We start from the raw sequence: 23792 nt of genomic DNA on the forward strand, positions 1-23792 counted from the left end.
AACCGTTGAAGACAGCTTTCACAACCAACCAAAAACACGACATCTGTACTTAGCCGGCGGTACGACATTTCAATTTTTCTTTGACATCCACGCCCAATCAAATATGTCAAATAGGCTTGATAGCTGGGATTGAGGACGCCGTCCGTCAACCATGCCCGGGTCCGCTGCAGTAACGCGAAGTCGTAGTCCATGATGCTTCTCCTCAAAAAGCCGAACTAGCCGGCCTGCCTCCTGAGGAAAGCACTTTTATTATGCGCAGTCCACTACTGGTACCCGTGACCAAACACCCGTCGCTGTAAGCCAAACGGGTGTCCGTGGCGCGGAACTGTGCATAATCGCGAGATCGTCATAGTTGCGCTTGTATAGGGGTAGGAAACGGCCTTCGCCGTCCCCTCCCTCCGAACCCGGTGTGCGGTTTTCCCGCGACGGGCTCTCCAGTCAGTTGTTTCCGCATCGGGATTGGCGCGCCAATCGATGAGCCTCGGACATCGTGAACAGCCCAAGATTAGCGAAGAAGACATTGGGCCAGCGAGTGTGATCGCGAAGGCAGCGACCCTGTCCGGGACGATGAAGCTGTCGGCGCAAGATCGCTCGCAGACGCCGACGAACAAAGCCGTCGACGGACGAGAAGGTGTAGCGATGGGCGTGCTTGAAATAGCCAAACCAGCCACGCAGAATCGGGTTGATCGACGCAATGATGGCCTCGATCGAATCGCCCCGGCGACGCTTGGTGAGGGCCCGGAGTTTATCCCGCAACCCCATGAGACTCTTCTTGCGCACCCAACGTTGGCCCGCCTCGAACCGGTAACCCAGAAACTCGAACCCATGACCCTCCAGCCGGCAATCCCCAACGTGGGTTTTGTCGGGGTGCAGTGTCAAGCCGTTCGCATCCACCCAAGCCCGCATGCGAGTCAGCGCAGCTTCCGCGTCCTCCCGTGTGCGGCATAACACCACAGCGTCATCCGCGTAGCGCACCATCACCAGCCCTGCCTGGCGCATTTCCACGTCAAGCTCGTGCAGGTACAGATTTGCCAACAGGGGGCTGACGACCGCCCCTTGTGGACTGCCAGAAGTCGGCGTCCAACGCGTCATGTCTTCCATGATGTCTTGCTTGAGAAAGTACTGGATGAGTTCCAGGACCCGGCCGTCCGCGATTCGCCCGGCCACTCTCGCAAGAAGGGGTAGGTGCGGAATCGAGTCAAAATAGCTTTGCAGGTCGGCATCGACCACCCAGCAGTAGCCCGCTTTCACATGCCGGTCCACTTCGCGCAGCGCATCCTTGCAGCCCAAGCCCGGGCGGAAGCCGTAGCTTCGCGGCTCGAACTCATGCTCAAAGATCGGCTCGATCACCAGCTTCAGGGCCGCTTGAACCACGCGGTCCTTCACAGCGGGTATACCGAGCGGACGACGTCCTTTACCTTTCGGTATGTAGACGCGCCGCACCGGCTGCGGGCGATAGCTACCATCCTGCAATGCATGCGCCAGTTCAGCAAGATAGCGGTCCCGCGCTTGCGCGAATCGCTTCACGCTCATGCGGTCCACTCCCGCCGCCCCGGCGTTCTTCTCGACCTGAGCCCAACCCAGCGCGAGCGTGTCCAGGCGAAACACCTTGTCAATCAGACTGTGCCATTTACCTCCTTTAACTCCGTTTTGTAGAGCAGCCAACATAGCGTCCGTCCAGATTGTGGCTGGCGCGAATTTCCGCTGCACGCAGCTTCCCAGCGCACCTGCATCTCGTCTAGTCGTTTCCGACACTGGCGATGCTTCGATCTTCATCTTTGCCTCGTTCCGGTCTTTTGCTATCAACTTTCCTGCCCCGCTTCCCTAGTGCGCCTTTTGCTCTGACGCAGGTCTCCACGGTTCAATGCTTCCGTGTGCAGTACTATCGGGACTCTGACTCCTGCCAGCGTTCACCTCGCCGGCAGGTCTCCCCGCTTGCTTCGTGCCACCATCCCATCGTTCCGTCCTCAAACACGTGGTACGCCACCGCACCGCTTTGTCCACCACGACAGCGTGCTGTGTTACTTCCAGGCTTCGCCACTTTAGTGCAGGCTCGCCGCCATACCCCGCCGAAACAGGTTCGTTAACCTACGGATCGACAGTTCGCTTCCGGTTACTCCCCACCCCGTCTCGCGACGACGCAGTTACCTTCAGCTACGGAGCTGTGGCCAACTCCGACAGGGACTTTCACCCTGCAGATGGCACGCCATCACGGGCGTACACTAAACCGCTGACGCGGTAGTGGGAGGTGGGCACAGGTTTATGGCTGACGTTTCATGAAGAGGGTTGTCTGGCGCTGAACCCCAGCGAGGTGAGCCGTATCGCCAGGAGCAGTATGTGAACGCCCGGTTGGGCATTCCACCCGCTGCTTCCAGGAGGTTCGCCATGACGCCGCTGCGCCAACGCATGCTGCATGACATGCAGATCCGCAACCTTGCGGATAATACCCAGAAGTCCTATCTGATTCAGGTATCCAGTTTCGCCCGACACTTCCGCCGCTCGCCAGAACTGCTAGGTCCCGAGGAGATCCGCGCCTGGCTCGTCTACCTTCGCGAAGAACGCAAGCTCGCACCCGCCAGTCTCGGCGCAACGATCGGCGCACTGCGTTTCCTCTACCGGGTGACGCTCAAACGTGACTGGAGCGACGAGGATTTCCCGCTGCCGAAGAAGCCGTTCAGACTACCGGTCGTCCTGAGTCTCGAGGAGATCACCACCTTCTTCGACTCCATTGCCAGCCTAAAGCACCGGGCCATTCTAATGGTTGCCTACGCAGCGGGCCTGCGGGTGTCAGAAGTTGTCCACCTGAAGGTCACCGACATCGACAGCAAGCGCATGGTCATCCGTGTGAACCAGGGCAAGAATCGCAAGGACAGGTACGTGATGCTCTCGCCGCGGCTGCTCGAGATCCTGCGAACGTACTGGCACGACGCCCACCCGCGCGAGTGGCTGTTTCCGGGCAACATTCCCGGCCAACCCATCAGTCGCGATGCCGTCGGACAGGCATGCCAGCTTGCACGTAAGCACAGCGGGATCCAGAAGCCAATAACACCGCATTCTTTGCGTCACGCGTTCGCCACGCATCTGCTGGAAGCCGGTACCGACGTGCGCAGGATCCAACTGCTCATGGGCCATAGGTCCCTGTCCACAACTTCGCGCTACCTTAAAGTGGCCACGAGCACTGTATGCGCTACCACCAGTCCCTTCGACCTTCTTCCGCGCCCTGAACCCACTCCGTCTGCACCCGCTGCGCCCGAGTACTTCTGAATCTGGCGATGAGACCAGCGCTCGAAGTGGCCGACATCTTCCGCTGCTGCGGCCCGCAGTACCGGCAGACCCATGCCGACGCCCTTAGTCGTACCCAGCGGCGCGCGATGAGCGCCATCGAACTGTGCCGTACCGCCGCACTCGGCGGACATGTCGAGCAATGCGATGCATGTGGGCATCAACGCATCACCTACAACTCGTGCCGGCATCGCGCCTGCCCGAAGTGCCAGTCACTCGCCCGTGCGCATTGGCTCGAACGCCGGCGCGCCGAACTGCTTCCCGAGGTGGAGTACTTTCATGTGGTCTTCACGCTGCCAGAACCCGTTGCGGCAATCGCGTACCAGAACAAACGCGTGCTCTACGACATGCTGTTCCGCACCAGCGCCGAAACGCTGCGCACGATCGCCGCCGATCCAAAACATCTCGGTGCGGAGATCGGCTTCCTCTCGGTCCTGCACACGTGGGGGCAGAATCTGCTGCACCATCCGCACGTGCATTGCGTTGTACCAGGCGGCGGCATTGCCCCGGATGGCGAGCGCTGGATCGCCTGCCGGCCCGGCTTCTTCCTGCCGGTGCGCGTGCTCTCACGCCTGTTTCGCCGCCTGTTCCTCGAACAGTTGGGCCGCGCATTCGACGCCGGCGGCCTGCGTTTCCATGGCCAACTCGAACGCCTGCGGAATCCCCAGGCGTTCGCCGCGTGGCTTGCGCCCGCCGCCCAGGCCGAGTGGGTGGTCTACGCCAAACCACCATTTGGCGGCGCCCAACAGGTGCTCGACTACCTGGGCCGCTACACGCATCGCGTGGCCATCTCGAATAACCGGCTGCTGCGCTTTGATGGCGATTCGGTGCTGTTCCGGTGGAAGGACTACCGGCACGAAGCCCGCCACAGGACCATGACCCTGAGAGCCGACGAGTTCATCCGCCGCTTCCTGTTGCACGTGCTGCCCGACGGTCTTAAGCGCATCCGCAGCTACGGGTGGCTTGCCAACTGTCACCGGACAGCGCAACTGGCCACCTGCCGGCGGCTGCTCGGCGTCGAGCAGCCCGTCGCTGCATTACCTGCCTCCGGCGAGGACTACCGTGACCGTTACCAGCGGCTCACCGGCAGGTCACTGCGCGATTGCCCCATGTGCGGCAAGGGCCATATGATACGCATCGAAGCCGGCGTGCCCGGCATCCAGCCGCGCGCTCCACCTGACCCCAGCCATGTTCACTGACCGGCATCACCATCACCCCGAGCACGTTGGCCTTCCCCCATGCGGCCAACGCGAGCCCCCTCGTGCTCTGGCGTTGTCGCTCGATCACAATGCCGCAGAAACTCTGCACTACCTCACCATTGACCCTCGCACTCTCACTGTCTGCGCTCCACCAGCTCCTTCAGACCGCTCGCTTCCGACCTGCAATGGCCACGTACCGGCTATCGCAAATCACCACGCGATTCATTCAATGCCCATAGAAGCGAACTCCTGCGGAGCGGTTTAGCACAAACGTTTTTTTGATTACCGATCGCGGGCCGACTCCGACCGGCCTGTTCACGCGTTCCTGGTCGCGATCGCCAATCAAAAAAACCTCTGCACTCGCTACGCCGCTAGCGGCGTAGCGGCAAGTCGCGCTTTGTTCCTGTCGCAGAATCGACCCGGACGGCACTCGAACATTATGCCCAGAAACGCGATCAACTCTGTCCTTTACGATTGAGCGAGGCGTTTCTCGTCAATGAGCGCGGCAACCGACTGAAGGCCTGCAGTGCACGAAGCATGTTCGTCAGAATGTCGCGCGCCATTGGTCTGCGATTGGCGACGGAGGATGGGCGCGATGGTTACGGCCCGCGCCTCCAGGACTTCCGGCATAGCTTCGCGACTGGGAGGCTGGTCGAGTGGTATCGCGCCGGTCTGGACGTCAGTCGGGAACTGCCGAAACTTGCCACCTACCTCGGGCATGTCAACATCGGTCTTACGTACTGGTACATCGAAGCGGTTCCTGAGTTGCTTGAACTCGCGGCAGGCTATCTCAACAAGAATTGTCCGGGAGAACGGCCGTGAGCGCGGCCAGTCTTCCCTCCCTCGTTCAAAGGTTCTTTACCCAACGCCTGCTCGAGCAGCAAGGTCTGAGTTCGCATACGGTGGCAAGTTACCGTGACACGTTCCGGCTGCTGCTAGCGTTCGCCACGAAGCATATCGGGCGCGCGCCGTCAAAGCTGCGAATCGAAGACTTCGACGTGTCGTTGATCGAGAGATTCCTACAGCACCTCGAACATGGCAGAGGCAATTCGGTGCGGACACGTAATACGCGGCTTGCCGCGGTGCATGCCTTCTTCCGGTTCGTCGCCGTCAGCGAACCAGCGTTGTTTCTGCAGTGTCAGCGCATTCTTGCTATTCCTTCCAAACGTTGCGAACACGGCCCTGTTGAGTTTCTTACTGAGAGCGAAGCAGCCGCTCTCGTAGAGGCGCCCGACGTACGAACATGGATCGGCAACCGCGATCGAACACTGCTTCTTGTAGCGGTTCAAACGGGTCTGCGCAACAGCGAATTGACCGCGCTCCGGCGTCAGGATGTGATGCTCGGCACAGGCGCCCACGTTCGTTGCCTTGGCAAAGGCAGAAAGATGAGATGCACGCCGCTGCGACCGGATGTCATTGCCGTCCTGAAAGGATGGCTGTTGTATCAACCAGGCGAACCAGGTGATCCGGTCTTCCCCAGTTCGCGTGGCGGTCATCTCAGTGCCGATGCCCTTCAGCGACTCGTGTCGCGCAACGCCGAAATCGCGAGTCTCTCGTGTCCCTCGCTGAAGAAAAAATCCGTAACGCCTCACACGCTTCGACATGCGGCGGCGATGAGCTTGTTGCATCACGGCGTAGACCTATCCGTGATCGCGCTCTGGCTCGGGCACGAATCCTCCGAGACTACTCAGATCTATTTGCACGCCGACATGCAACTCAAGGAACGCGCGCTCGCGCACGCAACAGCGAGTGGCATCGCACCAACACGTTACAAACCCCCAGACCCGCTGCTCGCCTTCCTGGAGGCTCTCTGATAATGCCGACAATCGGACCAACGCGGAACCGGGATCCACCCAATCGTTATGGAAGTTGATTCATGACGCGGCATAATCGGGGACTCGGCATAATGTCATCGAGCGCGACATCAGGCCGTTTGCCACCGCGAGAAAATCGTGGCTGTTCAGCGATACGGAAGCCGGTGCGAAAGCAAGCGCGATCGTCTACAGTCTGATGCTCACGTGCCGAGCCTGCGGCGTCGAACCGCATGCCTGGCTGCTGCACGTGCTAACCGAGTTACCGCAGCGGCCCCCGGACGTTGACATTCGCGATCTGCTGCCGTTCAACTACGCCAAGCGGCAGGCTGAGGCCAGCGTCAGCTGACGCAGCGGACACGCTCCGACCATCGCGTTGGCGCGCACGCCATCAAGACCCCTAGACGCAGCCATGCTCGCCCTTAGCTTGCAAGCGATCCCCTGTTCGGTGTGCTGAAACTACCGCTTACCCTCGTCCAGAGTTTCTCCCCGCACTTCGACTGCTTTTTTCCCATTGGCCCACAGAACACCATGGCAAACCGAGTCGATAACTCTAGCAACCAGAGTGTACTGTCCGGCCTTGAAAGTCTTCATCGCTTCGGACATTGCTTCCCTCTTCAGTATATGGTCGGTCTCATCTGGCCGACGACGTCGCCTGCGCGGAGGTCGATGCCACCTCTTACGAGCCGTGAGTTTCCGCTAGCCGCGCAGTTCGAGCTTGTAAAAGAAGTTCTCGATTGAATATCGAGAGCGATTAAACGACTCAAGATCCGTCACCCGATTTTTGATGTAGACGTAGTAGCGGCACTCTTTCGCTTTGCTCAGGCGATCGATGCCCTGCATCCTCGTGTTGAACTCCGGCAGCGACAATGGAGAAGATTCCGTCAATTTGTCGATGCCTGGGAGCGCGGCAGCATCCTGCGCCCGCCATTCTGGCCAGGACGGCTTGATGTGCAAGCCGTCCGGAGCGATTTCGATGCTAAACAGGAACTCCACTTTGCCGGTCTTTTCGTCGGCCCAGCAGGGCGGATAGTCGCGGCCACCACGCGCATCGAGTTTCGCCTTCAAAAATACAACCTGGCCGCGCAGGTCCGCGTTTTCCTTCGCCACACGCTCGACGTTCGGAATCTGTTGCTGCGCGGCGAGCTGCTTGCGCGCCGACACGAGTTCGGCCGCGAGACTCGCTTCCTGCCCGATGACATACGTCCTGTTCAACTCCTTGTGCAATGCTTTCTGGACTTCCTCTCTCAGCGACATTCCAGCCAAAATCTGAGAGGCGAAGTCCGACGAATCCTGGCGAACGGCCGACGCATCGCCAGAACCGATCGACGATGCAGCGCTCGTGCCTTCCGCGGCGCTGGCGGGCGAGCGGCGGCTGGCCGTGTCCGTCACGTCATCCTGCTGCATTTCGAGCAGCTTCTTCTCGAGCTTCGCTTTGAGCGCCAACGCTTCGACGATCTGGGTCCGCACGTTGTCCTGATCATCGAGCCGGCTCTGCGCGGAGTCGAGCGCGCGCTTGAGTTCGGTCAGGGCGCTCAACTGCTTGTCGAGATCGTCAACCCGCATCTTCAACTGGTTACGCTCCTCGATCAGCTTCGACTGTGAAAGCAACGAAGAAATAGCCTCATCAGGATTCGCGCCGGCGCGGCGCAAATCCTGCGCCAGCGCTTCACGCGCCTGTTCCAGCGCCTGCCTGTTCCGCTGAACCGTTCCCGCAGCCGCCAGCTCGCGCTCAAGTGCCTGTTCGCGCGTGTTCGCCTCGAACACCATGTATCCGAGCAACAGGAGGAGGATGAACGTCAGGGTAAAAGCGATCTCAGTCAGAGAAAGCTGGAAGATCTGGTCGTTCGGACGCTTCACGATGACCGCTCCGCACGATCAAACACGCGTCTCGCCCCCCGCACCGGTTGGTGTAGCCGTGGGCCAGGAAGTGGGACCTGATTTCATGTCGTCACGCAAGCCGTTCGCGGGAATCGGGACGCCGGCAAGCAACGCCGGCGCATGAGCCACGATCGTATCGGAAGACGGCGCCCGCGCCGGAACCGCAGGCAAGGTTGTCGCTGTCGTCGGGAGTTGGCGTTTGAGATCTCTGATCTGCTCCGACAGGCTCTGAACGGCGCCGCGCAGCAGAGGCCATTCGCTCGCCGGCCCGACCATGCGCTCGAGTGAATCGCGCGCGATGCGACGGTCCTCGCTAGCTGCAACCCTGTCATCCTTTATGTATTTGGCAAGGTCCGCGGTACTCGTGGAGTTGTGTTCGACGGAGCCGGCGACGCGGGTCAATGCGGTGTTCAGTCCATCGATGCATTCGCCCATGCGAACCATCGCAAGCGACTGAGCGTTCGCCCCCGTCGCGGCGCTCGCCAGACTTTCGTGTTGACGTCTCATGTCGGAGATGACGGCCGACAACGCCGTATCCAGTGACGACAACGTTATCGCCAGTTGCTCGCCCTGCATGGTCTGTTCGGAGACGGACTTCGACAGGTTGCTCATCGCGCCGGACTGCGCTGCGATCAGTGTCTGCATCGCGCCGATGCCTCCTTGCGTCGAGCGAAGAGTCGAATTGAGCGCGCTGAGCGTATCGACCTGGGACTGGGCGCCCGCTAGCAGGGCCTCCTGCGTGTGTGCGAGGTCGGCCAAGCGCTCGAAGACCGGCTCCACGCGGCCAGTGTGCGCTTGCACCGTCGCGAACGTCTCGCGAACCATCGCCAGCACGGCCTTGATCTCGTCGGCGGAACGCTTCACGTCGGCGGCCAGACCGCTCGTGGTATCGCCCAGTTGCGTTAGTGGCATCGACAGACGTTCTGAAAAATAATCGTCGGGGAAGGTCGTATTCTCGAGACGATGCGTCACGGTGTCGGTGAAATGGACCACCTTCTTCTCGATGCTGTCGAGGCTCTTCCTGATGTCGTTCGAGTAGCCGCCGACGGCGCGCGCGAGCTGCACGCTGGCATTGTGAACCTCCGACTGCGAGGCCTTGAACGCCTTCGCGTGCTGGTCCGCCAGTTCATCGAAGAACTCGCTCAATTTCGCCGCGTACGATTTGGCGAGTTCTTCCACGCCGACGTTCACCTTCGCAATGGACATACTCGTCGCGTCCTGCACTTGCGACTGGAAATCCCGAAACTGTTCGAGAGCCATGGCCAATTGCTCGCGCAGACGATGAGCCGCTTCCACGACACCTTCCTCGGCAGCCTGAACGGCATCGGCGACATCTGTACGGAAGCTTACCCAGTAGACACGGACGATCAGCCCAAACACCGTGCTCAGCATCGCCGTGCCGAAGCGCATCGAGATGAGCGACATACGACTACCGATATTGGGCAGGTCGAACAGGCTGAAAATGATGGACGTGATGGTGAAGATAAAGCCGAGGTAGTAGCAGCTATCCGCGAATTTTTCGTCCGTGACAGTTCGGTCCGTGCGCTTCACGCCGAGCACAATATAGTTGGCCATGATCGCGAGCGGCAATATGCACCCAAAGAACCAGGGATCGTGTATTAGCCAGCCGATGCCCGAGGAAAAGACCTTGAGCCCGAATGTGACGATAAATAGCTTCCGCACCGGAATCGAAAGCAGGTTGTGCATGAGATCAGCCCTCGACTGGTCGAACGGAAACGATTCGGCCACCGCTGGCCGCGAAATAGTCTTCCCAGAACTTGAGCTGACGTCGCGTCTGCAAGCGTGGTGTGGTGAGCAGATACTGAAGTTCGACGTCCACTCTACCGAAATTTGTGCTCATCCGACGGCCATAGTCAGAATCGTGGAAGCGGGAAAAATCCAGCGTGCCTTGATACATCGTGTAGTCGGAAGTGTTGTGCAGCATGTCTGAAACGATGATGAGCCGACGCGGACCATTCACGTTCTCCTTGCGGAAACCGTTGATGGCCGTCATTTGCAGCATCTCAAGAACAGGCGATATGCGCGCGGGTTGAGTCGTCTGCAGTTCATCGGCAAGGTGCAGCATTGGCTTGCGGAACCGCTCCTCGAAACGCTTCTTCAGATGCTCGGGATTCGAAGTCAGTACGCTGGCGTTCGCCCCGCTGCCCGGGTTGCACTCGTTGAAAACCGGCTCGGCAGACGACTTAAAATCACCGCCCAGCGCGAAGACCGTCAGTAAATAGCCGGGTGGAAGTTCGCGTGAAACCAGCGAATCGAGCAGGGTCTGGAACGCTTGCTTCTGAGTGAACGTTAACGGATCGGTCTTGTCGACGAGCAGGACAACCTGACCCGACGGACCCGCGACGGGACACTGTCGGGCACCGAGTCCTTCGGAGCGATTGAAGTACAAGTATCCAGCGCCGCCCGTCACTGCGGCGACGAACGTCACAAGAATGACGCTGAAGATGATGTTGCGGTTGCGGCGTTTCGCAGCTGCTCGACCTCGTCTCATGCAGCTGCTCCCACGAGCGTTTCGCTGGCGCGCGGCGCGACGTAAAGCTGCTCGTCTAGCGCCACCAGCGAATTGAACTTCTGGGTGAATCCAGACTGGATCGCCGCTTTTACTTCTTGCACCTGTCCCATGAGTTCCTTGACGCATGCGCGTTGCTCTGCGAGCGCTGCAGTTCCCTCCGCAATGCGGAAGTCCGGCTGTTGAAGTTGCTCCAGCACCGGCATTACCGAGAAGCTGGGCGGTAATGGCAAGCCCTTTCGATGGAGCTTGTTTTCCGTACGGAAGCGTGTCACGAGCGCTTCCATACAACGCTGGGCATTGAACAGACTGCCCTTGAACCGCAGCCGCGTCTTCTCTTTCTGCTCGAGCAGAGATTCATGGCGGACAAGTAGGGCCTGCGCGCTCCGGGTGTCGCTTTCCAGCCGTTCGAGCATCTCATCCTTGATGCTCTCCAAGTCTTCGCGCAGCGAGCTGACCTCGTCCTGATAGTCGGATTCAGCTTGGGCGTACCGCCGAGCGAGCCTTCCATAGCCGGGATATCGATCGTCAAGGCTCAGTCCGTCAACTAACGCGCCAATTCCAAACAAGAGGCTCAAACCTAGAAGAAGCCAGGAATTGATGTCGTCGATGGCGAACGTCGCGTGCACCAAGCTTGCCAGGGCCGACTTGCTCGGATTGCTCACATCCGATACAAGCGCGTCGCGGAAATGCGCGATCACGAGGCTGATGGTTAGCATCACCAGCATCGAAAATAGCAATCCGGCAATTCCGGCAAGTCTGTTCAGCGCCGAACGATGAAACATTTGCCGGATGACGTATCGACCCAGCAGGAACGCTGCTATCACGTTCAAGAATGCGAACGTGGCTGCATAGACAAATCCGGCGATCAGACCGCCCTCCAAACCCACTGCGAAGAGGTTCGCGTTGAGCACTGCTTCGATGACAATGAAGGCTGCCAACGCCGAAAATCGCAAGAATCTGCCCGCGCCTTCGGGGAACTGTGCGTCGCGCGTAAGACCATTCGCCGCGCGAAAAGCGTTCAACTCCTCTTCGGCGTTTCTCGCCGTGGAACTGAGAGACTTCAGCAACGGTGCCCGCTCGCTCAGCAAGGCGTCGGCCCTGCGGGAAAACTCCTGGCCGGTCTGACGCGCATTCTGCGTTACCGCAGTGACATCGACTTTGGCAAGATCCGCGTTGAGAATTGACAGTCGCGTAGAGGCCCATGCGACGAAGTCTAGGCGCGCCTTGTCGACACGCTGGACGATCTGCGCTTCAATGCCGAGAGGCAACGTAGAATCCGGCGCGGGTTGTCCCGCTGCGCCGAGGCGTTGCGCCTCCTGCTCGAGATTCAACTCTTTCGCGATCGCGTTTTCGTCGACGTCGCGGGGCTCGTCGGATCCGCGCGCACCTGACTTATCCGTTGGCGTGAAGAGCCACTCAACGAACTTTCTCCAAAGCCCCATGATGTTTATATCTTTGTCTGATGGTCTATTGTGCTCTTCGCCAAAGATGGCAAATCCCCGGCACATTTTTCGATGAACGTTAGCGCATCCGAGGCGTGGTCACAAGCTAATCTACCGGTGTATGTGGCCTGAACAACGCTTTCGATCACGTCCGGAAACTTGCGCAAACGTAAAACATACTCAGCCTGTCCACACTCGATAACGACGAAATATGCATCGACTTTATAGCAGTAACAGCGGCGATGAGTATGAAGCCAGGGCGCCGTCCAGCTAAGCGCGAAACGGTGTCATCCTTCGCTAAAGCTCCTGCCATTCCGCCAGCCGCGGCGTGAATGGCGAAGTCATCATGTCGTGCAATTGCTCGGGAATTTCGTTGTTGTCGAGCAAAGCCGTCTTCATGTCCGGACTTTGCAGCTTTTGAACTTCCTCCAGGCGATGCAGCGAACGCTGATAATCGTTTAGGCGCGTGGCGAGATCGCGTATCTGAAGCCATTCGAGGCTTTCCGTCAGATGCGGAAAGCGAATTCCGATGCCGCGCGCACGCAGCGCGTCTTCGCCGCTCTTGAACGTCTCGCGCAACAAGCGCTGCGATAGTGATCCCACGCGATCCACTCGGCCGTTCTTCTGCTCGATGCCGATCGGGCTTCCTGAAATCCCAAAGTGCGTGACGTTGCAACAGTACGTGTGGAGATCCTCGCCTTCCTGGAACACGCTCGTCGAAACGAGCGCCATCGGATAGCCAGGCATGCGAAACCGCCAGGCGATATCCGGCCGTGAGGCAGCGTTCTGACCGCTCGCCCATTCGACCGGTTCGATCGACGTAATACGCTGCGAAATCGTCCTGCGCCACGTCTGCCGTTCCGCGCCGTGATCATATCGACCGGATTTGCGCCGTTTGGACTTGATATCCGCGAGATTGGTTTTCAGAAGATATTTCCACCCTTGCGCGAGCTGCCGGAGCACGCGGTAGCTATTGAACGATGTCTTCTCGCGCGACTGCGTTGCGAGCCGCGCACAGAACGCGCGCACCTGCTCTTCCACCACAAGACGGCGCTCCGATTCCGCATCGACGGGACAGGACAACCACAGATCGATGAACGGATGATCCAGCCGCGTTAGCGCAAACAGCACTTCCCGATACAAATCGAATTCGGCAAGCAACTCTTCATCGGCCTCGCCTTTGCAACAAGCCGCTTTTAGCTGTGCGCAGAGCGGCCAAAGGTCGTCGAGCAGCTTCTGGTTGGCGAAACCGCGCATCAGGGTCGGTGCGTCGAGCGTGTCGCGTGCGGTCGCAACGTCGATATCGGCAAGTTGATGCTTTGCTCCGCGAGCATACGATTCGCTCGACCAGCGGATCAGAAGCGAACACGCCTTGCCCTGCGGCGAGCCGGCATCCCAGTCGCGCTGCCGCATGATGAGCCACGCGGTCTGCAATTGCCGGAAGTTGTCGAGCCGCGTGCGCTGCGACGTACGGCTGAACGTACTCGCGATGCGCGCGAGCTCGGCATATTGATTTGCTTCGATATCTCCGAGCCAGTCTTGCAGCAGCTGCCGCCAGTCGGTTTCGCCAAGCAGCGAACGCCAGTTCGTCTGCGTCGTGAGATCGTCGCGCAAACGGTGCGGCGTCGGCCGTCCGGACATAGCCGCAAGCTTGTCGCCGGCTTGATCGTTCGTGCCGCGGAAAAACCAGCAAAAGAGGTTCTCGAACGATGCTGCCAACACAGCATCGCGCCCTTCCGACGCCTCGACTCGCTGCGCGTTGCCCGCCTGCGTCCCGCGCGGCTTGCGGTCACGGCCGAAGCGGCGCCACGTCTCGTTCTGCACACCGGTTTCCGCCTCGAGAATCTGCGCAAGCCAGAAGTCGTAAGCGCCGTCAATGCGCGCCTTCAGATCGGAAATGCTGCGGATGCGGCGAACGAATACGAGTTGCTTGTCGCCCGATTCGAACGCCGCTCGCGCGATGCGCCGCGCCTCCCGCTCGAGCTTCGGATGCGGCGGCTCGTCATGCGGAAAGCGTCTGCACCACGATTCCGACAACTTCGACAGCAGACCGGCATCCTTCGAGACCTCGGCGGTGCCCTTCTTCGCGTCGCCGCGCACATCGAGCATTTCGGTTGCAGGCTCTTTGGGCGAACACGCACTCTGCTTCGGTGAATACGATTCCCACGATGAAAACATTGCCAGCGGAAACCTCGTGGTCTCTTCGGACTCGACCAGTCTTTTCTGCACGACGGCCGTGTAGAGCCGCTGCAACAGACGCTCCGAGCGTTCTTCCGGCTTTTCGTCCGTGGCAGGCTGACGCAGCCCGATGGCGGCCTCACGCCGATACTCCACGCGATACTGATTGCGAGAACGCTCCTCGCCGTCGCCGCATACGAGCGTGTGAGGGCGGCGCACCATGAACGTCGCAAGTGCGCGCTGCACATTGCTCCAGTCGCGGGCGCCAGTGCCCTCATCGAGCGGCTTCAGACCATGCAGACGCATGCGCAACTGCCCCCCGCTAGGCTCGGCGACTTCAAGTTGTGCCCGCAACTGGTTGACGTCGCGATCAAATGGCGTAGCGGACAGCAACAGTGCACCGCGAAAAACCGGCTCGTCGTTACGCGGCCCGCGCAACGCACTCTTGATAAACGCGGCGCGGTCTGAATCCTTCGATCGCAACAGATGTGCTTCGTCGAACACGAGCAAATCGTAGCCATGCTCGCGTATCGTCTCGAACACCCGGCGCGCAACGCGCTCCTTCACCTCGCGCTTGTCAGTGATGCCGGCCCACTCGTCGGAATCGGGCCATGCTTCGAGCGACTTCTTCCACTTGGCGGCATCATCGTCGAGTTGAAAACTGAAAGCCGAATAGGAGATAAAAACGTCTTTCTCATCATGACGATGGCCGTTCACAAGGTCCGCGACCGTAGCCGCCTCGCGCGGCGTGAACGCCCAGCGATGCCGCACCGGTTGTGACCCGGATGCCGCATTCATCTTCAAAGCGAGCTTGAAGTCGAGCGCCCTGTTCATCGCATCACATTCGCGGCCGGCCCATTTCTTTCGCACGTTGCGGGAAGGCGTGATGTACAGCACGCGCAGATCGGGCTTGTAGCAACGCAGCAGTGCGACCACCGCAAGCGCGACATATGTTTTGCCCATGCCGACTTCATCGGCGAGATAAGCGGTGCCGTGCCGCAGCAGCATCGAATGCAGGGCGATTGCGCCGCGCAACTGGCTGTCGCCCAGCGCGACAAGTTCCTTATCGCCGCCGGACAGATCGAGAATCTGCTCGGCCTGCGAGCGTGACCAGAAACACTGTTCGCGCATAAACGCCGTCGACTGGCGTGTGGGCGTGAAGCTCATGCCGTGACCTCGTCGCATTCCGATTCCGTGTCGTTCGTGATAGATGCGCCTTCTTCGGGATCGCCCAGAAAGGCGGCGCTAAGCCAGTCGAGCTTGTCTTGCGGAAGATCGCGCAGCGGACCGGTGCGCAGTGCATCGATCAGTTCGTTCGCGCAGCGCCCCACGTCGTCACCGATGCCAGCGTGCTCGCCCGCAATCAGCTTGATCCAGTGCAGGACGACCCAGCTTTCGATTTCGTCAAACTCTTCGTTGGCGGCTTGCGGCTTCATGCGCGTGAGCATCGTCTTGAATGAATCGGTGCGCTCGGTGCAAAGGTAATAGCGCGCAAGATCCCGTTTGTCCGGCGCGCCGGCCGTATTCGTCTCACGCGGGCGCATTTGCACGCCATGCCGGCGATTCGGCGACATCTCGCGCAGCCAGTCCAGCATGCGGTTCAGATCGGGGAAAATGTCGGCGGGCACTGCGTTCGCGCTGAACGGCGCGGTGAAATGCCAGGTCTCGATGTTTTCCCACCAGCCCGCAAACGTAAGATTCGCCGATCCGCAGCCGAGCACCCATTCCGTGCCCACATTGCCGTTCTCACCGCGCTCGAGGCGCAGCAAAATCACCTTGCCGTGAAATGCGCCGCTCATCTGCACCGCGTGCAGTTGATACGGCAGCCACGGAACGGCTCGATCCGCCGCGTTCGCATCGACGAAAACTTCGATTTCGGGGCGCGCGCTATCGGGCATCAAACAGAGCTTTTCGTTCAGTTGCAGACGGCGCACACCTTCATGCGAGGACATCGCATCGGTCGATTCGAGCAGCAGCGGGACGATGTTCGCCTCGAAGAAGTTCGTCTCGAACGCGAAGCTCGTAAAAAGCGCGTGCGTGATGTGCGCGCCCGCGCTCGCTTCGCCCAAGCCGTGCGCGAGGGTTCGGAAGTTCGTCATGCGGCCAGTCCTCGATCGGCGCCGTCATTATATGCGGGCGTGTTGCGCATCAGCGCAATGAAGGCGCCGATGAAGTAATCGTTGTTCCAGCTTGCGAGCACAGTCTTCGATTGCGGCAGGGCGCGCTGTTCGCCCATGATGCCGCGCATAGCGCCGGTGCTATCGATCTGCACCCACGCCGGACCGCCGCGCTCGCGCATGATGTCGGCATGGAACGCAAGCAGCGCGTGAATGAACTCGGCGAGCTGCCCCGCGCAGAGATGTCCGACGATCTCGTACAGGCGCTCTACGCGCCGTTGCCAGACGCCCGTGAATAGGCGTCGAAACGTATCTTCGGGCGGCGTCAGCGAATTCCAGAGGGAAAAGTCGTCCCAGCCGCTATTGACGAACGTCTGCATGACATCCGCGAGCGGCCGCGATTGCGGACCGAGCAGGAAGTCGAACGCCGCCGCGACGACGACGAGCGTGCGCTCTAGGAGAATCACGTTCTGCGCATAGGACGACAGCTTTGCATTGGCCGATGAGTCTGACGCCAGCGCCGTGAACAGCGTGCTGATCTTATCGAAGCAGCCGAAATCCGGACTGCGCATGCGATCGTAGATGGCCTTCTGCATCGGGCCCTCGCCCTCGCGCAGCAGACGCACGGCCAGTGCATCGCGTCCGGGCGATTCAAGCAGCGGACCGATGTCGAGTTCAAGTGGATTGACGTGGATCGTGCGTGCCGGGTCATCCATGTGCATGCGCAGCGTCTTCATTGCGGGCGAGGCGTAGTAGTAGTAGAGAAACGGCTTCACAATGCGATACCCTTCCACCTTCAGCCTGCGCTTTGCATCGACGAGACCGGTAGCCATCAGCGCGGTCGAATACAGACCCCACAAGCCGGAACGGCGCTGATCGCCGAGAATTTTGGCTGCGGTGCCCGCCCCGATCGCCACTTTGCCGTCCTTGCGATCCTGATCTCTCGACGCGATGATGCGGGTGCCGACGACATCGGGACGGCCGTGAGCAAAGCGGCCCCACGCGGCCAGTTGCTCGAAGCGCTCGAAACGCAGATAGAACTCCGAACTGCCCGGTTCAGTTTCGTCCTTACTGCTACCACCCTGTGCGGCGATGGCAAAGCCGACCAGGGTCACGATGAAGTTGTCGAGACTGCGCGTGACGGTCGTGAGATTGCCAACGAGCCTGCGTCCGACCTGCGACCAGACAGGTTCCAGCCCGATCGGATCGCGGCTGCCCTTTGGACGGAGGCTCTCGTCCAGTTCGGTGAAGAAGAAGGCGGATGTTTGCATTACGACGTATATCGACTGGTTGTGCTCGCCGGAAGGCGCCGTGGTTGTGGGATTAGCCGCTCGTCAGACGCCCCACCGCCGCCGCAGCGTCGCGATGCGCGCATCTGCACGCAGCGCGCGGCCATCTGGCCCGCACAGGTTGACTGACCCTTCTGGCAGGCCAAACACAGCCTCAATGCGCCGCCGAATACTGCCCACGCTCGCATCCGACCGCGCCGCGCGATATCGAGCGGGCGCACCCATGCGCGAAGTGACGGTGCCCTCTATGACTTCGCAGGCAGGATCGATTTCGTCGCGCTCATCCGACTCATCAGATTCTTGGATGTCGTCGCCAGCCGCTGTGGACGCAGCCTCGGGCCACGGCTCGCCTGACCATGTGGTCTTGCATGCATACCACTGCTCGTCGTCATCGATCATCCACACCTGACCGTCTTCAAGATGGGCCGCACGCTCCGCGTCCTGCACATCAAGTTCGCCTGCGAAGCGCACACGCGCACGGTCGATGCGCGAAAACGCCATCCGCAGCGCATTAAGCAAGCCCGGCGCGTCCGACGCATCCGCGACGACGATCTGGTCCGAGACCGTCAGCTCGCCGAAGCCGAAACTCAGGACGCGTTGTAGATAGACGCTGGCGCGCGCCTTCGCATCATGCGCGGCATAGTCCGAAAGCACCGACCGCAACGTCGTGATGCGCTGTGCATCGGAGAGACTGTCGGCGACTATTTCGAGCGTCGCCGCGCGCTCGGGCGTATCGACGAAATGCAACTGGGACGAGGACCTGATGGACATGAGTTCAGTATGACCGTGAAGCGGAAACGTCGAACATTCCGGGATGAATGACTTCGGTGCTGCGCGACGACATCACATAATCGGAAAGGCGCGTCTTAGTAATTCTTAGTGAAATGAAGTCGCGTCGCCAGTTCATGGTCGACAAAGACATCGCAGTCATCGTCCGTGCTGAACAGACCTTTCGTGTGTTTGCATGTTACGGATACTGGATGCCCCTTGTAGATGCCGCGCACGATACCGTCTCGCAGCGAGCCCTTCGCAGCCAACTCGCCATTCAGATAGAACGTTCCCTCGTAGCCAGGGCTAATCTGCCCGTCAATCAGCCATTGGCTCGTGCTGTTAGCTGTGGCGCACTCGCAAGTTGAGGAGCACATGCCGAAAGGACGATACAACCCGTCAGGCAGGCAAGCAGTTTTTTGATCACTTTCTCTTTTCTCAGAAGTTCGCAAAGCGGTGTACCGGCTAAATCACGAGGCGTTTCAGATACGCTTCTCGTTCGTTGATGACGGCAATTTGAGCGCGAACTTTAGCCCGACCGCTCGCAGATCATCTGCTGCACGGTGATGATGTACCCGGATTCGGCCCATAAAGCGTTTGCGCGAGATGTTACCAAGAGGCGAATTGAACGTCAGATAGACAAGGCGGATTCAACTGTGCTAAGGAGCGGAGCCCGCTGCCGTGCGTAAGTTGTTGCGCGCCGCGGGCGCAGTCGCGGTACCCTATTCCGTTGCGCGAACCGGCGCGGGGCAACAGGTCGTGAAATACCGCGGATCCGCAGCAGTGGAGCACGCCGGAAGACGTTTAACGGGAAAGCGGAGCGCGTACTAAGGAAGGGAATTGCAGATCAATTCGATGTACCGCGCTGCTTCGTCATCGGCTTCGACTAGTGCAGATTCCCATAGAGCGAGGGCTGAGCAACCGTATAACGACTGTCAAAATCATCCCCCACGGGAATTTTCCGAAGGGATCCGGCCAGACGACTTGAAGCGCACGAGTACCCTCTGAAAGGACGTGGGCGATGCGAAGATACTTCCGAACGAACGCAGCGCACACGGCCGAGTTGCGCGCGCTCGTCAGGACTCAATGCGTCCATCGTTTCGACAAGCTTCTCAGTCATGCGGCCGATCGGCAAACTGAGCCAAGCAGCAGGACCGCTGAGATGCTGGCAGATCGTCGCGCGAATCGAGCGGATCAAACTGATCGAGGTTGACCGGGGACGACACGATCGGCATCCGAAAATGCGGCCAGTCCCGCGCGCAGGTTCAATTCTTTGTCATTCATTGCGTTTTCCTGTGTTCCGACGCGGAGCGCGCCAGGGAAGCGATTATATTCTTTCAGCTACGCGTGCAGCGACGGATGTGCTTCTCATTGCCCCGTCTTATGCGCCGCGACGCCAGCATAGTAGCGAGCCACTTCTTCGACCACCCGCTGTTTCTCGGCCTGCACGTAGATCGTCGTCTGCAGCGACGCGTGACCCAGCACCTTCTGCACGACGTCGACCGGGACGTCGTCGGCGACTGACTGAGTACCGAAGGTGTGTCGGAACGCATGGGCGTTGGCCTGCCCAAGCCGCCTCCGTTCATCGAGGCTCAAGTCGTCTATCGTCTCAACCAGTTCGGTGAGCATCCGACTAATCAGCCGGTTCAGTCCGTCCGCTGTGTAGCCCGCCTCATTCGCGTGTTGCCCATCCCCGCTCTCCCCGGCTCGATGTCGCCGCCGTGACGCGTCGGTCCATGGAATGACGACGGGGCCAAGCAACGGCCCGTTCTTTTGTTCTTCTTCGGCCGCTCCATCGAAATCTTTAGCCCGATCAGCCCAGTGCGCGCGCAATGCGACGAGGGTCGCCGCACTGACTGGCACCGTGCGCTCCCGCTGCCCCTTGCCGATGAGGGTGAGTTCCCACACCGCCCGCTCGAGCGTCCCATACGACGAAGGGCGCAAATTTTCGCGCCGTGCGCTCGCTGCTTCCTCGCGCCGCAGACCGGAATCCCCCATCAACAGAATCGCCGCGCGCACCGCGCGCCACTGCGCAGTGGAACGGCTATCGCCCGCTTCCGTCGACCGCGCATCGAGCTCACCGCGCAGCTTACGCCACAGCTTAGCGGGCAAGGCGCGCTCGATTTTCATCGCACGCTCGCGCTTGATCGCAACCGGATCGTTCACCGCCTTCCACGGATTGCCAGCCAGATACCGCACATCGACCCACCAGGTGAACGCCGCTCGCAGGGCGCGCACCGCGTAACGCTGCGACTCTGCCAGAAAGCTCCCCGCTTGCGAACGGCCGCCAAGGCGGCGAGTGGCGGGCGAAGCGCTCGCCGACGAAACGGGGGTCGGGACTTTTCAGGAAATCCTTGTACGCCTCACAGTCGTCGACCCGCAGGTCACTCAACGCCTTGCCGCGTAGCACCACCGCCCACAACAGGAAGCGCTCGAGTTCCTTGGTGTACGTGCGCAGCGTTTTCGGCTGATCGCGGTAGCGGTTCAGGTACGCGCGCACCACAGCGAGGTCGTGATTGGCCTGGATGTAACAGAACGCGGTTGATCGGTTTTCGCCGTTGGCACCCGACAACGTGTGCGGCACCGACAGTCGTTCCAGTGGCGCGAGCGTGAGTCGATCCGCCCCGCGGCTCGCCCCGTGATCGGACGCGAGATCCGGTACGACCTCGACCAGTTCGGCCGCCACCAGCGGCACGCCCTCGCGCTCGACCGAGTCGACGTCGGCGTCGACCGTCAGACCGAGCGCGGTCTGCTGACGCCGCAGCCAGCTGACGATCGCGCGTGCGCGACCCGGACCGATGCGCGGGATCGAGCGCCACCAACTGCCGCCGCGCCGGTTGCAGAACGCGACGAGCTCACCCAACGTCGCAATCCCCTCGCCTTTCAGCCGCCGCGCCACGCGTGGCCGCAGCCACGCGCCGATCGCGTGACCGGGGTGCGGCGGAAGCGCCGCCAGCTGCGCCGCTTCGGTCACCATCCGAAACGTGACCGCGGTCAACTTCGGTTGGCCATGTTGTTTAATCGACGCGCGCAGGTGATCGGCGAGCACCGTCGAGCCGTGCGCGCTCGCCAGCTGCACCAGCGTGTCGAGCATCTTGCCGAGATGCCGCTCCATCGCGCCAGGGGTCCGTTGCTGGATCCTGCTGCCCCCCGCCGATGAGCCTCCCGTAACCCCGCCACCAATATTCAATTCAGTTGATGATTTCGAATAATGCACTGAATTATTGGAACTCGACTGATTTACAATGCGAGCGCAAGGAGGTCCGTCAATTCTTCACAGTCGTATTGCAGTACGGGTGTGTAAGTTGTCCGTTTTCGATTTCTCCCTTCCCGCCTTCTGCCCGTCTCACGATGTGATCAACCGAAATTGAGTTTCGATGAATCAAGCCGCCGCAGATTGCACAGCGGAGAGGATCTTTCAATGCATCGCGAAGGAACACGGATGATTTCGCATCGGTGCCGAAGTCTGCATGCCGAGTCAAATCGTCCTGTTCCGTTGGCTGCAAAAAGGAGAATTCAGGATGTTTGCTCATCTCGGACAGAATAGTTGCCTCGCTTTGATTTTCGCTCAAACGATCCAATAACCACAGAAACAGGTCTTTTAGCCGAGCGTATCCTTTTGCTCCACTTCCGTATTTTAGCGTCACCTGGTTCACGAATTTTCGGTGTTTAACGATGAACGTTTCGAACGCCTGTCGTGAACGAGTGAAGTCTCCAAATTTGCTCGTCTTGTCAAAATGTATTAGCATTGCAATCACTGCCATGAATGCGGTCGGCTGATAGCGCCCCGTTGAGCTATAGAAATATACGGCAGGATGAAGACCCAAGGAAGATGCGTGATTTCCTGATATCCTGTTCACGATCACCCGGCACTTTCTCAAGAACTTAAGGGTCTCTTCGCCGGACCCGTCCGCCTGAAGCGACACGTCACTTCTTACTTCGTTTGCGAGGTTGACAAACTCAAAGACAAGCGGCAACGTCTGTGAAGAATAGCCTCTGCCAGCGACTGGGAGGTCTAACGTCTTTATCGGAGTTTTGAGAGCGGGAGCGAAAAGCAGGTCGTTTATGTACTTGGCTATTTCTTCGACTTCCGATCTTACGGGGGCAGAGAAACTCGACCAGTATTTGTGTCCGGTACCGGACCGCACAATGGCCCGAGCCGCAAGTGCGTTGGGAAGTTTCCGTGCTTTCAACAAGCGTAATTCCGTTTTATCGATAGGGGATGCTTGCTGATTGATTTTGAAGAAAGAAGCTTCAGCTTTCGTCGCATCACCCTTTACCCACTGGAGCTGGACGGATTGACTGGCAAGGCGTTTTGCCTGTGCCACAATCTCTATTTTCATCTTCTCGGGGTTTTGAATCGCAAACTGATGGTCCGCATACGAACCAACTTTCCGGTCAATTAACTTGCGCGTGTAGGCTGCGGCGGCGGTTTGATCGTCCGGTATTATCCCATCGAAGAAACTCCGGGAGGTTTCTTTATCTCCATAGTCATTATGAACCCAAGCGACGAGCGCGCTGAGTCGATGTGCACCGTCAATAACGAAAATTTGGCTGCCCGATTGCCATAGAATCAATGCCGGAATCAAGTCTCCATCAATAAAACTCTGAATAAAATCGCATATTTTCTCCGGTGACCAGTCGCTTGTTTCACGCTGAAAATCGGGCTTTCGTATAACGCTGTAAAAAAAATCGGCACGTTCTAAATTCCTAATTTGAATGGTGCTCGGCTGCACTGCGGGAATAGTTGTGTCGCTGACGTCAAAATCCTCGCGCGGGATCAAGGCGTCAAGGTTAACTTTATGTGCCATTAATGTCTCTCGTGTACAGGTTATTCGAATGAATCGAATGCCAAGGCTTTTTGCGACCAGTCAGCTGGATGCCATCGAGGTATTTTACACTAGTACACGAGTCTTTAAGCCTGTCTTCGTATTCGATGCTGCGCTTGCAGCGCAAAGCGGCCAAGGTCGTTATCCTCTTCTTCTTTTTGACACCCTTTTTCCACCTTTCAACTAACACCAGTTTGCGTCGCAATCATTCTGCAGTTGTCGTGTCGATACGCTGTCGGGATTCACCGAGGCGGAACTCAAAAGGGTTGGGGAATGCGCGACTTCTTACGTCCGGCTTTTACGCTGCGGGCTTAGAGGCATTACGAACCGGCTGCTAGTGGCGCCCGTCTACTCTGCCAATGGTTTTTTCGCATGTCTTTGATTTTCCTTCTGAAAATTCTATTCTTGATGGGCGAAACGCGTCGCGCTGGCGCAACTGCATCATTTGAACACCGCGGTCGAT

At 59.4% G+C, this 23792-nt stretch carries 16 protein-coding genes and 2 pseudogenes; 5 read left to right on the forward strand and 13 right to left on the reverse strand.

Going from position 1 to position 23792, the window contains the following annotated elements; translation table 11 throughout:
- The coding region (locus AWB81_RS47060) for a hypothetical protein (protein ID WP_235025948.1) at positions 1 to 191 on the reverse strand (191 nt) is incomplete at its 3' end.
- 247 nt (positions 192 to 438) lie between these two features.
- Entirely contained in the window at positions 439 to 1776 is a 1338-nt protein-coding gene (gene ltrA, locus AWB81_RS28935; protein WP_062640027.1) for a group II intron reverse transcriptase/maturase, read from the reverse strand.
- A 609-nt stretch (positions 1777 to 2385) separates the two neighbouring features.
- Here ltrA and AWB81_RS28940 point away from each other — a divergent pair.
- From AWB81_RS28940 to AWB81_RS28960, 5 genes and pseudogenes are all read left to right on the forward strand, one after another.
- Entirely contained in the window at positions 2386 to 3264 is an 879-nt protein-coding gene (locus tag AWB81_RS28940; protein WP_062640030.1) for a tyrosine-type recombinase/integrase, read from the forward strand.
- Between the two features lie 8 nt (positions 3265 to 3272).
- Complete coding sequence (locus AWB81_RS28945; RefSeq protein ID WP_062640032.1) at positions 3273 to 4481, forward strand: IS91 family transposase; 1209 nt, start codon at positions 3273 to 3275, stop codon at positions 4479 to 4481.
- 393 nt (positions 4482 to 4874) lie between these two features.
- Positions 4875 to 5303 (forward strand): annotated as a pseudogene (locus tag AWB81_RS47065) (site-specific integrase); the annotation flags it as partial.
- Positions 5300 to 6295: a tyrosine-type recombinase/integrase gene (locus AWB81_RS28955; protein WP_062640033.1), complete on the forward strand. Its 996-nt coding sequence runs from the start codon at positions 5300 to 5302 to the stop codon at positions 6293 to 6295. The pseudogene AWB81_RS47065 and the gene AWB81_RS28955, both read left to right, overlap by 4 nt.
- 88 nt (positions 6296 to 6383) lie before the next feature.
- Positions 6384 to 6641 (forward strand): annotated as a pseudogene (locus tag AWB81_RS28960) (transposase domain-containing protein); the annotation flags it as partial.
- Positions 6642 to 6991: 350 nt separating this feature from the next.
- Here AWB81_RS28960 and AWB81_RS28965 read toward each other — a convergent pair.
- The 11 genes from AWB81_RS28965 to AWB81_RS29010 all read right to left on the reverse strand — a co-directional run bounded on the left by AWB81_RS28965 (position 6992) and on the right by AWB81_RS29010 (position 23311).
- Positions 6992 to 8152 (reverse strand): coiled-coil domain-containing protein, encoded by a 1161-nt coding sequence (locus tag AWB81_RS28965; protein ID WP_062640035.1) that lies wholly within the window; start codon positions 8150 to 8152, stop codon positions 6992 to 6994.
- A gap of 18 nt (positions 8153 to 8170) precedes the next feature.
- Entirely contained in the window at positions 8171 to 9763 is a 1593-nt protein-coding gene (locus AWB81_RS28970; protein WP_144444197.1) for a hypothetical protein, read from the reverse strand.
- Between the two features lie 121 nt (positions 9764 to 9884).
- Entirely contained in the window at positions 9885 to 10685 is an 801-nt protein-coding gene (locus tag AWB81_RS28975) for a hypothetical protein (protein ID WP_062640039.1), read from the reverse strand.
- A complete protein-coding gene (locus AWB81_RS28980) occupies positions 10682 to 12148 on the reverse strand; it encodes a hypothetical protein (RefSeq protein WP_144444198.1) in 1467 nt (488 codons plus the stop codon). Before AWB81_RS28980 ends, AWB81_RS28975 begins: the two co-directional genes overlap by 4 nt.
- A gap of 297 nt (positions 12149 to 12445) precedes the next feature.
- On the reverse strand, positions 12446 to 15493 hold the full coding sequence (locus AWB81_RS28985; RefSeq protein WP_062640042.1) for a DEAD/DEAH box helicase family protein: 3048 nt from the start codon (positions 15491 to 15493) through the stop codon (positions 12446 to 12448).
- Positions 15490 to 16425, reverse strand: a complete 936-nt coding sequence (locus tag AWB81_RS28990; protein ID WP_062640044.1) for a hypothetical protein — start codon at positions 16423 to 16425, stop codon at positions 15490 to 15492. Before AWB81_RS28990 ends, AWB81_RS28985 begins: the two co-directional genes overlap by 4 nt.
- Complete coding sequence (locus tag AWB81_RS28995) at positions 16422 to 17714, reverse strand: hypothetical protein (RefSeq protein WP_062640046.1); 1293 nt, start codon at positions 17712 to 17714, stop codon at positions 16422 to 16424. Before AWB81_RS28995 ends, AWB81_RS28990 begins: the two co-directional genes overlap by 4 nt.
- 63 nt (positions 17715 to 17777) lie before the next feature.
- Positions 17778 to 18503: a hypothetical protein gene (locus AWB81_RS29000; RefSeq protein ID WP_144444199.1), complete on the reverse strand. Its 726-nt coding sequence runs from the start codon at positions 18501 to 18503 to the stop codon at positions 17778 to 17780.
- A gap of 1365 nt (positions 18504 to 19868) precedes the next feature.
- A complete protein-coding gene (locus AWB81_RS44240; RefSeq protein WP_235025950.1) occupies positions 19869 to 20630 on the reverse strand; it encodes a tyrosine-type recombinase/integrase in 762 nt (253 codons plus the stop codon).
- Complete coding sequence (locus AWB81_RS47070) at positions 20602 to 21615, reverse strand: phage integrase family protein (RefSeq protein ID WP_235025951.1); 1014 nt, start codon at positions 21613 to 21615, stop codon at positions 20602 to 20604. Before AWB81_RS47070 ends, AWB81_RS44240 begins: the two co-directional genes overlap by 29 nt.
- A 151-nt stretch (positions 21616 to 21766) precedes the next feature.
- Positions 21767 to 23311 carry an HNH endonuclease family protein gene (locus AWB81_RS29010; RefSeq protein ID WP_062640050.1) on the reverse strand — a complete coding sequence of 515 codons (1545 nt, stop codon included), beginning with the start codon at positions 23309 to 23311 and terminating at the stop codon, positions 21767 to 21769.
- Positions 23312 to 23792 lie beyond the last annotated feature (481 nt).

The organism is Caballeronia arationis, assembly GCF_001544975.2.
GTDB lineage: Bacteria > Pseudomonadota > Gammaproteobacteria > Burkholderiales > Burkholderiaceae > Caballeronia > Caballeronia arationis.

Coding starts and splice junctions, on each gene's coding strand:
- ltrA (WP_062640027.1), bottom strand. CDS start 1,776: ATGAAGATCGAAGCATCGCCAGTGTCGGAAACGACTAGACGAGATGCA.
- AWB81_RS28940 (WP_062640030.1), top strand. CDS start 2,386: ATGACGCCGCTGCGCCAACGCATGCTGCATGACATGCAGATCCGCAAC.
- AWB81_RS28975 (WP_062640039.1), bottom strand. CDS start 10,685: ATGAGACGAGGTCGAGCAGCTGCGAAACGCCGCAACCGCAACATCATC.
- AWB81_RS28945 (WP_062640032.1), top strand. CDS start 3,273: ATGAGACCAGCGCTCGAAGTGGCCGACATCTTCCGCTGCTGCGGCCCG.
- AWB81_RS28990 (WP_062640044.1), bottom strand. CDS start 16,425: ATGACGAACTTCCGAACCCTCGCGCACGGCTTGGGCGAAGCGAGCGCG.
- AWB81_RS44240 (WP_235025950.1), bottom strand. CDS start 20,630: ATGAAAATCGAGCGCGCCTTGCCCGCTAAGCTGTGGCGTAAGCTGCGC.
- AWB81_RS28995 (WP_062640046.1), bottom strand. CDS start 17,714: ATGCAAACATCCGCCTTCTTCTTCACCGAACTGGACGAGAGCCTCCGT.
- AWB81_RS29010 (WP_062640050.1), bottom strand. CDS start 23,311: ATGGCACATAAAGTTAACCTTGACGCCTTGATCCCGCGCGAGGATTTT.
- AWB81_RS47070 (WP_235025951.1), bottom strand. CDS start 21,615: ATGGAGCGGCATCTCGGCAAGATGCTCGACACGCTGGTGCAGCTGGCG.
- AWB81_RS28980 (WP_144444198.1), bottom strand. CDS start 12,148: ATGGGGCTTTGGAGAAAGTTCGTTGAGTGGCTCTTCACGCCAACGGAT.
- AWB81_RS29000 (WP_144444199.1), bottom strand. CDS start 18,503: ATGTCCATCAGGTCCTCGTCCCAGTTGCATTTCGTCGATACGCCCGAG.
- AWB81_RS28985 (WP_062640042.1), bottom strand. CDS start 15,493: ATGAGCTTCACGCCCACACGCCAGTCGACGGCGTTTATGCGCGAACAG.